This is a genomic window from Zhurongbacter thermophilus (assembly GCF_026184435.1).
GTDB lineage: Bacteria > Coprothermobacterota > Coprothermobacteria > Coprothermobacterales > JAADFF01 > JAADFF01.
Genome location: NZ_CP046447.1, coordinates 910,606 through 926,519 on the forward strand (window position 1 = coordinate 910,606; position 15,914 = coordinate 926,519).

At 39.9% G+C, this 15,914-nt stretch carries 20 protein-coding genes and 1 riboswitch; of the genes, 3 read left to right on the plus strand and 17 right to left on the minus strand.

The window, feature by feature from the left end:
* Nucleotides 1–32 precede the first annotated feature (32 nt).
* Together GM182_RS04400 and GM182_RS04405 are read right to left on the minus strand one after the other, a co-directional pair.
* Nucleotides 33–962 (minus strand): D-alanine--D-alanine ligase, encoded by a 930-nt coding sequence (locus GM182_RS04400; protein ID WP_449185915.1) that lies wholly within the window; start codon nucleotides 960–962, stop codon nucleotides 33–35.
* A 74-nt stretch (nucleotides 963–1,036) separates the two neighbouring features.
* Nucleotides 1,037–1,315, minus strand: a complete 279-nt coding sequence (locus GM182_RS04405; protein ID WP_449185916.1) for an HU family DNA-binding protein — start codon at nucleotides 1,313–1,315, stop codon at nucleotides 1,037–1,039.
* 108 nt (nucleotides 1,316–1,423) lie between these two features.
* Between GM182_RS04405 and ndk the strand changes: the two genes are divergently transcribed.
* A complete protein-coding gene (gene ndk / locus GM182_RS04410; protein WP_449185918.1) occupies nucleotides 1,424–1,846 on the plus strand; it encodes a nucleoside-diphosphate kinase in 423 nt (140 codons plus the stop codon).
* Nucleotides 1,847–1,876: 30 nt separating this feature from the next.
* On the opposite strand, the gene GM182_RS04415 is transcribed toward ndk, so the two are convergent.
* The 4 genes from GM182_RS04415 to GM182_RS04430 form a co-directional block, all read right to left on the minus strand.
* Entirely contained in the window at nucleotides 1,877–2,302 is a 426-nt protein-coding gene (locus tag GM182_RS04415) for an Hsp20/alpha crystallin family protein (protein WP_449185919.1), read from the minus strand.
* 63 nt (nucleotides 2,303–2,365) lie between these two features.
* Nucleotides 2,366–3,040, minus strand: a complete 675-nt coding sequence (gene rsmI / locus GM182_RS04420; RefSeq protein ID WP_449185920.1) for a 16S rRNA (cytidine(1402)-2'-O)-methyltransferase — start codon at nucleotides 3,038–3,040, stop codon at nucleotides 2,366–2,368.
* Between the two features lie 3 nt (nucleotides 3,041–3,043).
* Nucleotides 3,044–3,715 carry a methyltransferase gene (locus GM182_RS04425; RefSeq protein WP_449185921.1) on the minus strand — a complete coding sequence of 224 codons (672 nt, stop codon included), beginning with the start codon at nucleotides 3,713–3,715 and terminating at the stop codon, nucleotides 3,044–3,046.
* Nucleotides 3,708–5,411 (minus strand): ABC-ATPase domain-containing protein, encoded by a 1,704-nt coding sequence (locus GM182_RS04430; protein WP_449185922.1) that lies wholly within the window; start codon nucleotides 5,409–5,411, stop codon nucleotides 3,708–3,710. The genes GM182_RS04425 and GM182_RS04430 overlap by 8 nt, the downstream gene beginning before the upstream one ends.
* A gap of 73 nt (nucleotides 5,412–5,484) precedes the next feature.
* Nucleotides 5,485–5,604, plus strand: a riboswitch (FMN riboswitch).
* Between the two features lie 36 nt (nucleotides 5,605–5,640).
* Between GM182_RS04430 and GM182_RS04435 the strand changes: the two genes are divergently transcribed.
* Complete coding sequence (locus GM182_RS04435; RefSeq protein WP_449185923.1) at nucleotides 5,641–6,189, plus strand: hypothetical protein; 549 nt, start codon at nucleotides 5,641–5,643, stop codon at nucleotides 6,187–6,189.
* On the opposite strand, the gene GM182_RS04440 is transcribed toward GM182_RS04435, so the two are convergent.
* Nucleotides 6,186–7,820 (minus strand): FapA family protein, encoded by a 1,635-nt coding sequence (locus GM182_RS04440; protein WP_449185924.1) that lies wholly within the window; start codon nucleotides 7,818–7,820, stop codon nucleotides 6,186–6,188. The genes GM182_RS04435 and GM182_RS04440 overlap by 4 nt on opposite strands.
* Nucleotides 7,820–8,131: an MTH1187 family thiamine-binding protein gene (locus GM182_RS04445; RefSeq protein ID WP_449185925.1), complete on the minus strand. Its 312-nt coding sequence runs from the start codon at nucleotides 8,129–8,131 to the stop codon at nucleotides 7,820–7,822. The genes GM182_RS04440 and GM182_RS04445 overlap by 1 nt, the downstream gene beginning before the upstream one ends.
* A 35-nt stretch (nucleotides 8,132–8,166) precedes the next feature.
* Here GM182_RS04445 and GM182_RS04450 point away from each other — a divergent pair, with 35 nt between their 5' ends.
* Nucleotides 8,167–8,781: a hypothetical protein gene (locus tag GM182_RS04450; RefSeq protein ID WP_449185926.1), complete on the plus strand. Its 615-nt coding sequence runs from the start codon at nucleotides 8,167–8,169 to the stop codon at nucleotides 8,779–8,781.
* 20 nt (nucleotides 8,782–8,801) lie between these two features.
* Here the strand turns inward: GM182_RS04450 and fsa are convergent, their stop codons facing one another.
* The 9 genes from fsa to cmk all read right to left on the minus strand — a co-directional run bounded on the left by fsa (nucleotide 8,802) and on the right by cmk (nucleotide 15,908).
* Nucleotides 8,802–9,461, minus strand: coding sequence for a fructose-6-phosphate aldolase (gene fsa / locus GM182_RS04455; protein WP_449185927.1), 660 nt, complete (start codon nucleotides 9,459–9,461; stop codon nucleotides 8,802–8,804).
* Nucleotides 9,462–9,486: 25 nt separating this feature from the next.
* Complete coding sequence (locus GM182_RS04460) at nucleotides 9,487–9,705, minus strand: hypothetical protein (RefSeq protein ID WP_449185928.1); 219 nt, start codon at nucleotides 9,703–9,705, stop codon at nucleotides 9,487–9,489.
* A complete protein-coding gene (gene gmk / locus GM182_RS04465; RefSeq protein ID WP_449185929.1) occupies nucleotides 9,705–10,367 on the minus strand; it encodes a guanylate kinase in 663 nt (220 codons plus the stop codon). The genes GM182_RS04460 and gmk overlap by 1 nt, the downstream gene beginning before the upstream one ends.
* Nucleotides 10,367–10,648, minus strand: a complete 282-nt coding sequence (locus tag GM182_RS04470; RefSeq protein ID WP_449185930.1) for an extracellular matrix/biofilm biosynthesis regulator RemA family protein — start codon at nucleotides 10,646–10,648, stop codon at nucleotides 10,367–10,369. Before GM182_RS04470 ends, gmk begins: the two co-directional genes overlap by 1 nt.
* The gene (locus GM182_RS04475; protein ID WP_449187286.1) at nucleotides 10,645–11,481 is read right to left on the minus strand and encodes an endoribonuclease YicC domain-containing protein; all 837 of its coding nucleotides are present in this window, start codon (nucleotides 11,479–11,481) and stop codon (nucleotides 10,645–10,647) included. Before GM182_RS04475 ends, GM182_RS04470 begins: the two co-directional genes overlap by 4 nt.
* 5 nt (nucleotides 11,482–11,486) lie before the next feature.
* Nucleotides 11,487–12,521: an L-threonine 3-dehydrogenase, zinc-binding type gene (gene tdh / locus GM182_RS04480; RefSeq protein WP_449185931.1), complete on the minus strand. Its 1,035-nt coding sequence runs from the start codon at nucleotides 12,519–12,521 to the stop codon at nucleotides 11,487–11,489.
* A gap of 98 nt (nucleotides 12,522–12,619) precedes the next feature.
* The gene (locus GM182_RS04485) at nucleotides 12,620–13,804 is read right to left on the minus strand and encodes a pyridoxal phosphate-dependent aminotransferase (RefSeq protein WP_449185932.1); all 1,185 of its coding nucleotides are present in this window, start codon (nucleotides 13,802–13,804) and stop codon (nucleotides 12,620–12,622) included.
* A gap of 45 nt (nucleotides 13,805–13,849) precedes the next feature.
* Complete coding sequence (gene ispH, locus GM182_RS04490; RefSeq protein WP_449185933.1) at nucleotides 13,850–14,686, minus strand: 4-hydroxy-3-methylbut-2-enyl diphosphate reductase; 837 nt, start codon at nucleotides 14,684–14,686, stop codon at nucleotides 13,850–13,852.
* Nucleotides 14,673–15,908, minus strand: coding sequence for a (d)CMP kinase (gene cmk, locus GM182_RS04495; protein WP_449185934.1), 1,236 nt, complete (start codon nucleotides 15,906–15,908; stop codon nucleotides 14,673–14,675). The genes ispH and cmk overlap by 14 nt, the downstream gene beginning before the upstream one ends.
* Between the last annotated feature and the right edge of the window lie 6 nt (nucleotides 15,909–15,914).

Consider the following 15,914-nt stretch of genomic DNA (forward strand, 5'->3'; position numbering starts at 1 on the left):
TTGAGGAACCCTTTTTATTTGCTTTATCGAACTTATGCCTTGCCATAACTTGCCGTTTTTAGAACCTCCTCAACAAGTTCTTCAAAAGCAAGTCCCATATGCCTAGCAGCATCAGGAACAAGAGAAACACTAGTCATACCTGGTATTGTATTGACCTCTAACACATACAAGATACCGTCTTCAGAAAACATAAAATCAAATCTTACAATACCATCTAAACTCATGGTTTCAAAAAGCAAGGGTATCTTCCTTTCAAGTTCATCATAAACAGATTCAGGAACAGGAGCAGGTATAAGATGCTTGGCAGCACCCGCAGTATACTTTGTTTCATAATCAAAAATCTCTGCCCCATACACAATTTCTATAAGAGGTAATAAAACGACTTTTCCATCAATATTTTTATATGCTCCTAAGGTTAGTTCTCTTCCTTTAATAAACTCTTCTATAACTGGTACATCCCCCATCTCTAAAATATCATTGATGGCCTTAACAAGATCTGTATCATTCTCTACAATATGTAACCCTATAGTAGACCCCCCATATCTGGGCTTCACAACTACAGGATATCCAACGCCAGTTTCCCTAATCTCATTTGGAGAAAAGTGAGACGTATAAGTAACATACTTAGGTACATGAAATCCGGCATTCTCGAAGAAATATTTACTAAGCAGCTTGTCCATAGCAATAACACTGCCTCTGACACCACTACCAGTATACGGTATTTTTAACGATTCAAGAACACCTTGTACCTTCCCATCCTCACCAAATCGACCATGTAAAGCAACAAATACAGCATCAGGACTTATTGTTGCAAGAGTATAAACCCAATCATCATCTGCAGTATCAATAAGATGCACCTGATAACCTTTTTGGGTTAAAGCATTAGCTATTGACAAACCTGTTTTTTGAGATATTTCTCTCTCCTCTGAAACTCCACCATATAGCACAACAATTTTTTTCATAACCATCACCGCCTATATTATAAACGACAAAAGGGGGCAGACATCTGCCCCCTCAACAGGTACCACCCCTTAAATTACTTCTTTGCAACGGCGTCTTTGAGCTTCTTACCGGGTCTGAATACAGGAACATCCTTAGCTGGGATGTCAATAGGTTCACCAGTCTGAGGATTAACACCCTTACGGGCCTTACGATGAGAAACGGCAAACTTACCAAAACCAACGATGCTAACCTCTTCTCCATTTCTTAGAGAATCAGTAACAACATTGATAAAAGCATCGAGGAATCTCTCTGTGTCTTTCTTAGTAAACCCGGTAATCTCGGCTATCTTGTTTATAAGTTCTGCCTTGGTCACTACTCTCACCTCCACATTTATCGTTTGCAGTGAGATTATACCACAAATATGCGACTTTTAAGTCTAGGAGTAGAATAAATATAGAATATTATGAAAGGGGGACATACGATGATAGAAAGAACCCTTGCCATTATTAAACCCGACGCGGTAGAAAGGGGGTTTATTGGCAACATTATTAGTCGCATTGAGCGCAAAGGTTTCCGAATTGTAAAAATGAAAAGTATGGTGTTCTCAAGAGAATGTGCAGAACGATTTTACGAGGAACATAAAGGAAAACCCTTCTATGAAGGGCTCATAAACTTTATGAGTGGAAGACAGGTTATTGTCATGATACTAGAAAGAGAAAATGCTGTAAAAATACTAAGAAAACTTGTTGGTAGCACAGATCCTGCCGAAGCAGCCCCTGGCACCATTAGGGGAGATATCGGGCTAGGCTTACCTGCAAATTCTATTCATGCCTCTGACAGTGTCCATTCCGCATCCAGAGAAATCTCTATTCTGTTTGGAGAAGAGGAGGCCAAACACACATAAAAATAAAGGGGGCTATAAAGCCCCCTTTTATTACTCAATATCCAGTTTTCTACCTCTACGTGTTTCTTTATATTTGGGCAGTGTGATAACAAGCACACCATCATCAAATTTAGCCTTGGCCTCTTCCGCTTTTACCATCTCAGGCAGAGGAATAACTCTCTCAAAAGCACCATAGGAAATCTCACTGTAGATTATATTGCTGTCTTCAGATTTCTTCTCCTGCTTATACTCACCTCTAAGAATAACCCTATCCTCATCAACAATAACTTCTACATTATCCTTATCAAGTCCAGGAATCATAGCCTTTATGATAAACTCATCACCAGTGTCCTCCATCTCAATAGCTGGCATAGCAAAGCCAGCGCGGTGAGCTATAACATCTTCTTCAAACAGTCTGTTCATTTCTTTCATCATTCTCTCAAACTCGCTGAAGATGTCTCCCCATCTTCTGATCATATACATCCCCCTCCTTCCTGTATGTTATTTTCCATTTCAATTTAAAATTACCAAGTATAAGAACTATTTATTCACCCTCAGGGCACATACAATTTCACCTTTGATTTCCTTTTTATCCAAAAGAACCTCTAGTATCTCTCCAGGAGTACCCACAATAAACTCTTCATATTTTTTTGTTATCTCTCTACCTAAACACATTTGTGTATCCGGCATAACATCACTAAGTATTTCTAAAGTCTCAACGATCTTATATGGCGTTTCATAGAAAACAATATTGACTTTTATGTTGTAAAACAACTCCAAAACCTTTTTACGTTTGCCCTTTTTCTTAGGCAAAAATCCTAAAAACACCCACGGGTCCCTAACCGGAAAAACTGACAAGAGAGCGGTAATAGCAGAAGGACCAGGCACAGGCACAACCTCATATCCCTCGGCAAGTAAAGTATCTACTATACCATTACCGGGATCAGATATACCAGGAGTTCCAGCATCAGAAATGATAGCTATATCATAGCCTTCATCAAGGAGGCTTTTGATGTACTCATACGTTTTTTCTCTACCAACTTCTCTGACTGTAATAATCTTCTTACCGGAAATACCATAAGCAGATAGCAACTTACGAGCTATAGAAGCAGTTTCTGCTCCTATGATGTCTACGCTCTTCAAAACTTCAAGAGCCCTGAGCGTAATATCGCCCAGATTACCAATAGGAGTAGCAACAACATACAATGTAGACAATGTCTATACACCTCCATCATAGTAAAACGATTTAACCCTGCGAGAGTTTATATCTATATATTCCACAAAAGGTACACCAATCAATTGTTTAGTAAGCACCTTCACAACCCGCTCTCTTCCCCTACTAGATACATAATGCCCTTCATACACGGTATACAAACCCAAACGTCTTTGTGTCTTTTCCATCAGGTGAAGTGTATAAGCATCTATTATGTAGACGATAACACCATGCGAAGACACAATATCAAAACCTACATTGAGAAACAAATCCGGTTCTCCTACAAGGGCAACAGAACCCCTACCAGAACCTTGTCGATAAAAAGGAGGATTAAATATAACAACATCGGCAAAATCGTTCATAGAAGATAGATTTGTTATATCTTCACATACTGGCACAAACACTCTCTCAAGCTCATTCAAAGATATAGTCATGGATAACGATTCACACATAACGGGATCTTTTTCTACAAGATAATATTTCTTACCGATGCCATGGCTGTACATAGACAGAGAAACAATACCGCTACCAGCCCCGAGTTCTACAACATCAAGTGCATTTACACTACGCACAATATGTCCCAATATCACACTGTCAACGGCAAAACGAAAACCTTTCTGGGGCTGAACTATAAAACGATACTTATGAAAAGTAGGCTCGAGTGTAAAACTATTCACTGGCTTTAAGCCTCCTATATCGATTGATAACTACCGCCAAATCAAGATGACGAACAGCAGCAAACGAGTATGCCTTCTTCAACCCAATATGAGAGAGAATTTCATTCCACAAACCTTCATCCCATACCTTTTTCAAAATATCCTTAAGTTCTAAGGGGTCAACCAATGTGCCAAACTTTCCATTCCCTATAGCCTGCATCAACCCACCTATAAACTGTAGTTGGGAATAGGTATTAAACATATCATAGCCATAAAATGTAATTTCTTCCTTACCATAAATAACTTTATCTAGAGAAGGCACTTTGACTTTGGGGTTTGAAACAGATAAAGACTTTGAAATCCAAAACCTTTTAAGAGGTTCCTTTGCCGGTGGAACCTCTTCTTTTATACGTTGTGAAGGATATTCTTTCACAATCTGGCGAGCTTTATCCGTAAAATCATAAGGCTCATAGTACTCCATCACAATAACGGTATCGGCAATATCGAGAAAATCTCCAAGACCCCCAACAACCATAATAGTAGAAACTAGAAATTTATCATATAACTCTTGTATTCTGTCTATAAGAGGTGTAATAGGTTCATATTTTTTGGGTATTAGTCTCTGCATACGATAATCACGCACCATAAAGTTGGTGGCACATGTATCTTCATCCATTAAAAGCAACTTAGCCCCAGCTTGTATGGCCTCAATAATAGATGCTGCTTGTGATGTAGAACCACTGGCATTATCTGTAGAAAAGTGTACTGTATCCTTACCACCAGGCAAACCATTGATAAACATAGATATATCAACTTTTTCTACTTTTCTACCATCTTCAGCTCTTACCCGTAATGTATCATAAGTCGTTACTACATATTCTCTGCCATCCCCTGGTATATGATAAAAAATACCTTTAGCTATGGCACTAAGGAGAGTAGATTTACCGTGAAAACCTCCTCCAGTTATCAGAGTAATCCCCTTTTTGATAGCCATCCCGCTTACCGATTCTCCATGTGGTACCGGTATAGTAATACGCAAAGATTCAGGAGACTGGAATGGTATACCAGAAACCAAGGGTTTATCGCTAACACCACTTTCCCGGGGAAGCAAACTACCATCCGCCACAAAGGCAACATATCCATGTTCCTCAAGATATTTTCTTATAGCATAAGCGTTCTCGACTACATAGATGTGCTCCCAAAGTTCTCTAACATCTGTTTTAGTCAAAGCAAGTTCTCTAACAATAGAAGGAATAGCCTCATTAAACATGAATACAGCACCTTTACCATTGATTCGCCTACCAAAAGCTGGTAACCCCATATAAAATCTTAGTTGGATATAATCACTTTTCACTACCGAATTTGAGCGAAATATTATCTCCTGACCAGGCACATCTGTTGAAAATCGCCCACTACCCCCCGTACCAAGATTCTTAGAATATTGCTTCAGTAACTTAGCAAACTTGCGAAGCATAAAATCCTCAAGTGCAAGTTTTCTTCTTGGGTTTTCGTTCATATCTTCGTTAATATTTAGCATTGCTAAAGGTATCTGAACGGTAACCTTAGAAGGAGATGCAAAGGGATCTCCTTGAACATGGTCTATAAATAACATAAAGCCCTGCTCGTGTTTATATTCTCCTCTAATATCCTTATACGCTTTATAACTCTTCCCATCCATGCTTTTTAGCATTCTAATAAGCTGTGTGTATTTTGACACACTACCACCTCCTACTTTCTATGCCTATGTTATAATCCTACCGTATAAAAGATAAAACATAACAAGCAGGTAGCGGACCCTTCGGGGACGGGTGAAATTCCCTACCGGCGGTAAAAGCCCGCGAGCCCCTTACGGGGTTGACACGGTGAAATTCCGTGGCCGACGGTAAAAGTCCGGATGGGAGAAGGGTCAATGAAGGGTCCCCCTGCAGTAAAAGGGGGTTATTTTTATGCACAAAGAAACTCTGCGGTTAAAAAATTTACTTATTCTCTCTGTTCTTATTGCCATTTCCTTCGTACTTGCCAAATGGCAAATTCCACTTATGCCACCGTACAATTTTCTAAAATTTGATCTATCAGAAACACCTATGATCATGGCTGTACTTCTATATCCAGAATTTACTCTTCTTACCGCACTGGCATATACAGCACTTGCATACATGGTCTATGATCCTATCGGTGCAACCTTCAAAGTTATAGCCGTACTCTCAATGATTTTACCTATCGGTATAGGGAACTTTTTTGCCCCAACTTACAGAAAACACAAAGGATTCCAAATCGGGCTCCTCATAATGGGAATAGCAACTAGAGTGGGTATCATGGTAGGAGTGAACTACTATCTTATAGAGATTGCACATTTCTGGGGCAACATATCCATGCCTATTAGTTACTATATTGTCATCATTCCCCTATTTAATTTAGGACAGGCAACACTCAATGCCATTCTTGGATATATAACAACAACACAGATAGAAAAAATACTGACAGGAGAGGCTTAGGCTTCTCCTGCCTTACTCGATGAAGAAGGAACAATGTCAATAGGCGGTGGATCCTGCCATGGTTTTACCCTAAGATTTCTACTTTCATCACATGTAAGAACACAGTTTTCATAGATTCTATCGATATCAAACGTTGTATCGTAAAAAGTAGCATGAACCTTAGGATACACTCTATCTTTGACATATATTTTCTTACCCGATCTCAATGATTTAATCTCTGCAAGAAGATACTCATATTCTTCTTTCAACTGCTGATACTGTTTCCTCAGTTGTTCTTCCTCTTCTTCTAAAGATGCCACCTTTTTAATAAGTCCGAGATTACGAGCTTTTGTAAGATCTTTCTCAACATCCATTAGCTTTTTCTTGAGCTCGACAACCTCTGAAGATAATGTTTCAAAATGCTCTTTAACAATAGGGTCTATACCAACTCCGACATGTGTATTGGTGCCACGATCATTACCAAGAATAGGTGTAACAATATCATCACGAGCCATAACTTCCCCACCAACAATTCTTCCTCTAGCACGGGAAAGTATATAAACAGCCCCCCCAGCATGAACCGTACTTTGCATGAGAACATCCTCTACAACAACGTGGCCATTTGCCTCAACTTTAGCTGAAACAATCTCTTTTGCCAGTACATTACCACCAGCTTTAACGTAACCACCTGTTTTACATGTGATGCGACCTTGAACCTCGATATTTCCACCGGCCTCAATAGTAGCATCGGTAACAGAACCTTGAATATATACATCACCATTAGCTATAACCTTGAAACCGGGAAGCACATCACCATAAATACGAACATTCTGTACATTAGTAATATTTCCAACCTCATAATTCACATCACCATTGACAACAAATGTGTCTTCAACAACATATTTACCATATACTTTGCGTAGAATACCACTTTTCTTAGCAACAACACGCAAACCATCAGGAGTTACTTCTGTGCCTTCCCCAGCATATATCTGAAGATTAACGTCCTTTCCAGGGCGAGGAGGTATTGGCTCTCCAAAAACATCTTCTCCGGGAATACCAGGTGTTGGTGGTACCTTTTCAATGATAACGTCACCTTCCGATACAAAGACATGAGACGATATAGAATGCCAATCAACATTTTCCGTAGCAGAAATCTCTACAGGCTTGTCGGGATCGATTCTCACTATAACCTCCGCATCTTTTCCCCTTTCAGGAGGTTTACCCATACCCACAAGTGTTTTCTTGCGAGGACGTGAAAGGGCTTCTTCTATAAGAGACAAATCATATTTCTTTATACCTTTAGCTTCCAACTCCTCAACAACATCCTTAACCGTAAGTGGTTTACCATTTCCAAGCGGAGGATGATAAACGATATGAACCTCTTGCTTATTTGGAGAAACATGGATCTCTATATGGCCATCACGATTAACAGGTGGGCCTAATAAAACCCATTGCCCCAAATTACGTATAGCCATTCCTATAGCCTCTAAACTGCTAACAGGTATATGTTCTTCCGAAAGTACTCTTCTTACAACGGGAGGTGCGATTTTCTTTTTTAAACGGAGATAAGTACCCTGTTCATTAACATACAACTCTATACCATCAGCAATTTCCACACCCCTCCAAGCATTACTTGCAATAGTGCCCACTAGGCATCTCCCCTATATTTTTTAACAGACTGTACCTTACCCTCCATAGTAAGCTGTTTATCGGTTCTCTCATCTACTTTCAGTGTATAAACAACTCTCTTTATCCCCATATCAAACATATGACGCTTGATATCTAAAATAGCCTGAAAAATAATTTCTTCCTCTCCCTCAATAATCGTGCACATAGGTGTAAGTTGATATTTTAGATTATATTTATCTAGAATCTCCAGAACATGGGCAACATATTTACTGACAGATGGAGTATCTGTTCCCAAAGGTGTAACAACTAATGATGCTATCACGTGAGACATAGGTATCACCTCCCTTTTATGTTATTATAGAACAAATGGTTATCAATTCTAAAATACCGAATTTGTCAGTAGACGAAGAGGAAAAGTGGGCCTATCAGTTCTGGAAATACTTAATGGCTAGCCTATGGATTGTTGGTTTTATTTTAATTACCACAATAAAAATCACAATGTTTCATTCTTATATGATATTTGCACTATATCCCATATTAATTGCCATGTTCTTTCTCGATAGATACGGCACCATGTTTGTAGCAGGAATATCGGTAGCAATAGCAATGTGGTTCTTAGAAAACTATTATCTTATGCCATGGTATTTTATAATTTATGGCATCGCTTCGTTTATAGCGTATAAATATGCATATGGAGACACTCCAACAAAAAATATGTCTTCGCAAATGCCACATCTTATTCACCAACCTAAAGCAAAAGATGAAAAGAACACCATATATGTTATGTACGCTATGATTATCGTTGCCCTTGGAAGTACTTTAGTAGATATATTTTCCCTCGGTAAAACCATATTCATACTGAGATTTCCTATCCACATTATTGAGGCAACAGTATCGGGTATCGCCGCTATGCTTACCATTATGCTCTACGAACGGATAAAGAAAAAGAGGAGCGAACGCTCCCCTTACAAACCAATATAGAATATAATTCTAACCTAACTCTATTTGCCCAGCTTTTGTTGCAAAGCCTGCCAATCACTCTTAAAACGTTCTATACCCTCATCTGTAAGTGGATGATTAAACATTTGCTTTAAGACTTTAAATGGCATTGTAACGATGTCAACACCAAGTAAAGCCACCTCTTTTACATGTCTGACACTACGAGTACTTGCAGCAATAATCTCCGTATCAAAATCATAATTCCAGAAAATATCGACAATTTCTTCAACAAGCTTTACGCCATCCCATCCTCTATCATCGAGTCTGCCCATAAATGGAGAAACATAAGTGGCACCAGCCTTGGCTGCGAGAAGTGCCTGCATCGGGGTGAATATCAGAGTAACATTGGTTTTAATACCCTCATTAGATAAAATAGTAACAGCTTTTATACCATCGGGGGTCATAGGTATTTTTACTACAACATTATCGGATAGATTAGATAGTTCTCTCGCCTCTTTAATCATCCCCTCTGCATCCTCACTAACAACTTCCAAACTCACAGGACGAGGATAAACGAGTTTTAGAATATCCTTGAAATGTATGTCCGGATCACGTCCCTCACGGGCAATGAGTGTGGGATTAGTAGTTACCCCATCAAGTACTCCCCATTTTAAAGCAGCCTCTATCTCCTGTAAATTAGCAGTATCGAGATATATCTTCATAAAACCACCCCCTTAATGGTATGTTTTACTTCTCTATGAGTTCTATCTCTACTTTTCCCTCATAAATTTCCCTGATAGCCTGTTCAACAGGTCTAATATAAGGTGTCTGTGCTGCAAGAAGCTCGGAATTTGCTCTTTCAAGCGCAATAGTATAAGCACGCAAACCTACACCCTTTACCACAGCATATCTAGGTAGCTTGGTTATTCTCATAAGATCATCAATAGATATCTGTCTTTCTACCATTATCGTTCTCCCTCCTTAAATTTATTGAAATCAAAATCTTCGTAGTCTATAACACCACCATTTTTCAATTTATTAATTAGATAGCGAGCACGACCACGAGTAACAACCCACTTACTCATATTTATTATATTCTTTATAGACTGAACGGCCACATCGAGATCCTCATTGAGCACCATAAAATCATAGTCTACTATATAATCAAGCTCCTGCAAACTCCTTAAAACTCTAAGTTTTCTTATTTCTTCGTCTTCAGTACCACGTTTATCAAGTCTGTTGGCCAACTCTTTTATACTTGGTGGAAGAAGAAAGATAAGGACGACATCATCTACACTTCTTTGGACTTGCATTGCACCCTGCATGTCAATTTCCAAGATAACCGTTTTCCCTTCAGCCAGTTTATCAAACACCTGTCTTTTAGGGGTACCATAATAATGCCCATGAACATAGGCCCATTCAAGCAGCTGGTTATTTACAACCATCTCTTCAAATTGTTTATCATCAATGAAAATATAATCTTTACCCGGTATTTCGCCGGGACGAGGCTTTCTTGTTGTAACAGAAACGGAAATATACAAATCGGGCATCTCTGCAAGAAGCCTTTTCACCACTGTACCTTTTCCTACCCCAGAAGGTCCAGAGATAACAATCAAACTACCTCCCATCAGTCTTCCTCCTCATCTTCATCTTCTTCATCCCACTCACCACGGGATACTAGTGTTTCAGGAAGCACAGCAGAAAGAACAACGATACCTCCATCCATAATAATAACCGCCCTTGTTCGCCTGCCATAAGTAGCATCTACAAGCATACCAGACTCTCTGGCTTGTTTAATAAGTCTGCGAATAGGATTTGAATCTGGATGAACAATGGCTACAATTTTATTGATAGCTACATGTGAACCATATCCAATATTAAGAAACTGAACTTCTGCCACTTTTATCACTCCACATTCATTGCATGCTCTTTCATTGCCTCTACCCTGCTACGCATGTCAACAATAATATCGCCTACAGCATGATGTCTAATCTTCTGTGACATTGTATTTATCTCTCTCTGCAGCTCCTGAAGAAGTATATTTAAATTATAACCTACAGCATCATCTTTGCCAAACAGGGCTTTTATGCGCTGTATATGCATGCTAGCTCTCTGTATCTCTTCATCAACAAGAAGAGGGCTAATGGCCTGGGCAATATCTTTAACTGTTAACCCCTCAAGGGTATAGGCGGAAAGAATTTCTTCCACCTTCTTTTGAAGCTCTTCATAAATCTTGGGGAGCATACCTTTAATCTGGGCAAGTCCTTTTTCAATATACTCCAAATGCTCTTTTAGCACCTGTTCAATATATGCACCTTCTTCTTTTTTCACAGACACAAATTTGTCGAGAGCATCTCTGGCAACACTGAGAACAATATCCCTTAATCCTTCTTTATCGGCTATATCCCAAAAGTTTGAGGTGTGATATACATCATCGAATGAAATAACACCCTGCAGTGTAGGATGCATAGCAAGGACTTCTTCTATAGTTTTCATATAAGAATGAATAGTGTCCCAATGTATCTCCAGCGCTTCGTCAGATGTCCACCTGATGGAAACATAGATGTCAACCTTACCGCGCCTCACAAAATCTTTTACAAGAGAACGAATATCATATTCTACAAAATAGGCAAAACCCGGCACCCTAACATTGATATCAAGGTGCCGGGAATTTACTCCCTTTACACTAACAGAAACACTATAAACATCATTTTGGCCGGTTGCTTCGGCAAATCCGGTCATACTCTTCACGGTTTCATAACCACCTTTCCAGCTTTACCTTCAAATAAGGCTTTAAAACCTTCTTCATATTTTTCTAGAGGAATAACGTGGGTAATAATGGGAGACAAATCAACTACACCTTTCTCCAACAAAGAAACAGCTTGATACCATGTTTCATACATCTTACGGCCAATAATTCCTCTCACGGTAATTCCTTTCATAACAATACCATTAGCCACATCAAGAGATACATCATCTGATGGAATACCAAGAATCGTCACTTGTCCTTCTGGAACAACTATTTTTAATGCATCTTTTAGAGCTGCAGGAGCTCCTGACATTTCAAGAACAGTATCTACACCTCTACCCTTCGTTAGTTCCATAACCTTGTCATACAGATTTTCTTCTGCCACATTAATAGTAACATCGGCACCCATCTTCTTGGCAAGTTCCAGTCTAAAAGGTTTAATATCAGTGGCAATAACCATAGAGGCACCAAAAGCCTTGGCAAGGGCTATAGCCATATTACCAATTGGGCCGCTTCCAAGAACAGCAACAGTTTTTGCCCTAATAGGGGACTCCATAACCGTATGTATGGCATTGCCAAATGGCTCCATAATAGAGGCCATCTCTAGAGGAATACCCTCTGCATGTACAAGATTCTCTTCAGGAAGAACAACATATTCAGCATATGTACCATTTATATCAACACCAAGTATACGGGTATTTTTACATACATGTGCCTTACCAGTACGACAGAACTCGCATACACCACATACGACATGAGTTTCTGCTGTAACAATATCACCTGGTTTTATACGAAATACACCCTCACCTACCTCAACAACTTCTCCAACAAATTCATGTCCTATGGTTAGTGGTGGTTTAATACGATTCTGAGACCAATGGTCCCATTTATATATATGAAGGTCTGTTCCACATATAGATGTGCGAAGGACTTTAATAAGAACCCATCCCGGCTTGACCTCCGGAATTTCCACTTCCTCAAGCCACAGCCCAGGCTCTGGCCTCGACTTTCTAATAGCCTTCATTGTAGCCATAAAAACACCTCCTCAAAATATATAAAGGGCCCAGGTTTTACCTGAGCCCTTGTATGAAACCTACTTACTTGTTGTAGTTGTAGTGGTACTATTCAAGTTTAGGCCTCCTTCAGAAGTTTATGGAATGCCTCTTCCATACGATCCATACCAATCTTGATGTTCTCCATAGATGTTGCATAAGAGATTCTGATATAGCCTTCACCACCATCACCAAAAGAAGTGCCACCAAGCAGTGCTACACCAGCCTGTTCAAGGAGATAACTGGCTATCTCTGCGGCTGGTTTGCCAAACTTCTTAACATTGGGGAATGCATAGAATGCACCATGTGGCATAAGTGCATGCACACCAGGCATGTTATTAAGACGCTCAATAATATAGTCTCTTCTCCTATTAAACTCGGCCACCATTTCCTTAGGCTGATCCTGTGGTCCCTCATATGCTGCCTTACCAGCCAGCTGAATAAATGTTGGAGCATGAGAATATACATTGACCTGAATCTGAGAGAAAACCTCAGCAACAGGCTTGGGGGCAACAGCGTAACCAAGACGCCAACCTGTCATGGCATATATCTTGGAGAATCCTTCCATAAGAATTATATTCTTATGGAACTCATCAAACTCATAGAAAGATGGAGCCATTTCTCCTTCAAAGTAAATACGATGATAAAGCTCATCAGCAAGAATCATAATATCTGTACCATCAACAAGTTCAAGAATTCTCTTAATATCTTCTCTCGTAAGAACAGAACCTGTTGGGTTGTGTGGCGTATTGATGATAATAACCTTGGTCTTAGGGGTAATCATACTCTTAAGTTCATCAATATCCAATCTAAATTCGTTTTCTTCTCTCAAAATAATGGGCTTGGGTACACCACCAGCAAACTGGATAGCAGAAGAATATATAGGATATCCGGGGTCTGGATATATAACTTCGTCTCCGGGATTAACAAATGCCAACATGGTGTAAAGAATAATCGGTTTTGCACCAACAGTAATAACAATCTGCTCTGGATCAACCTTTGTGTTTCTTGTGCTTGCCACATAGTTAGCAAAAGCAGTTCTTACCTCTGGCAGACCTGGAGCGGGTCCATAATGGGTATAACCCTGTTCAAGAGCTTCAAATGCTGCCTTCTTAATGTGGGCTGGTGTGTCAAAATCTGGCTCACCAATTTCAAAGTGAACCACCTTCTTGCCTGTGGCCTCAATAGCACGGGCTTTGGCAAGAACTTCAAATGCACCTTCTCCCCCCATCCTCTTTGTCAATTCTGCAAATTTATAATCCACAAGTCATCCCTCCTTGCATAAACACATGCATATTTCATGACATATTTATTGTATCACTTTTTTAAAATGCAGGTACACCTCTATCAGATGTTCCACTGGAGTAGAAGCCCCACCAACTATAAGAATATTCCGATAATCTTTGATGCTTTCGTCATCTATATCATCTGCTTTCTCGATCCAAATAGCAGCTGTATAACTCTTAGCCTTTTCGTATAACCGTTTTGTATTGGCACTATTTTTGCCACCTACCACAACAATGAAATCATATTTACTCCCTACCCTGTCAATAACTCCTTGTCTTCCTCTGGTAGCAGGACAAATGGTATTGACAATGCGTATATCATCACTAATGGTATAAATATCCTTCAAAACATCTGGTACTTTAGCATATTCATAGGTCGTCTGGAATACTACACCAATAGGTATCCCTCTGGGAGCTTTGTCTAAATCCTTGTAGAAAACATATTTACCGTTAGGAAGATGAGACACAAGGGCTAAAGTCTCTTGATGATGGGGATCGGCAACAATGATAAGAAACCTTCCTTCATCTATCAGCTCTTTGGCTTTTCGATGTAAATGCTCAACAAGAGGACAAACGGCATCTATAATATTGGCTCTCTTTTTTCCTAAGATATTTTTTATCTCAAGAGGAGTACCATGGGCCGATAAGATAACAGTACCACCTTCAGGAATATCCTCCGGAGGAGAAATCACTACCCCTTGCTGCTGTAACTCTCTGACCACTCGGGGATTATGGATAAGTGGATGGAGCATATACACAGGTCTTTTTCTTTTCAGAACTTCTTTTGTCACATCCAAGGCCCTACCTACTCCAAAGCAGGGACCTGTAGGAAATGCAATAGCTATCTTAGAGGCTGTCATACAACATCTGTACCCTCTCTTTTAAAAGCTCTAATGCACTCTCCATATCTCGATGAGGGTATAAATCTCTGGGGTAAACCGGTTCTCCAACTCCAACCTTGACCTTTCTCATACCGGGAATGATGTCTCTCCACTTGACTCCACCCTCAAGTCCTTTAATGGCTACAGGTAAAACAGGAGTAATACCCTTAACGACAAAATATGAAACACCAGGGTACCAAGGAAGCATTTTTCCATCATAACTACGATGAGCTTCTGGCGCAAGGCCAACAATACGTTCCTGTCGGAGTCTTCTAATTGCCTCCCTAACAGCTCTCACATCTTTCCCTTCCCTATCAACAGGGAATGCACCTAGTTTGTAGAGAAGAGAACCCAGTATGGGATATTGAAACAACTCTTTCTTAGCCATATACTCTATCTGTCTTGGCATAGATACCATGGCAATAAGTGGAGGATCCCAACCACTAATATGATTGAATATCATAAGCCAACGACCAGCCTTAGGAAAACGACCATGAAGAGACATACGAAACCAACCACGGAGTATAGGACCAATAGTTTTCTGAGCAAATGCCTGAAGAGGTACACGAGGAACGTGCTTCATAACATGCTTCTCCATAATATCTACAGCCTCTTCAGGAGTCATGCCGGTAGTGTCAATGATAATGGCATCATCTGCCGGTTTTAAAGGGGCTATTTCTCTTTCTTTATCAGCCCTATCTCTAGCTGCAATTTTTTCTGCAAATTCTCTCAGTATCTCTTCAGTGGGCTCAAGGCCTAGTTGTAGTACCCTACGACGGGCTCTTTCCATAACATCGGCATCAATGTAAAACTTTACTTTGGCATTGGGAAAAACCACTGTGCCCATGTCCCTACCATCAACTACGAAATTACCTCCTTCGGCAAGTAGCTTTAGGGTAGCATTGACCTCATCTCTCACACTAGGGTCTTTAGCAACCTTAGCAGCCCATTTACCTACTTCTTCACTCTGTAACACATCATCTATCTTTTCACCATCAAGATAGACCCCATCTTTTTTGATGCGAAATCGCCCCTTCTTTACAAGGTCTTCAAGAGCAATATTTTCCCCACGGGATGCCATTAACCCCTTTAATCTATACAAAAGACCAGAACTAAAGAAGGTAAGTCCTAACCTATCTGCAAGCATACGTCCTAGTGTACTCTTTCCACTACCGGCAACACCATCTATTGTTATAATCATCGCTCT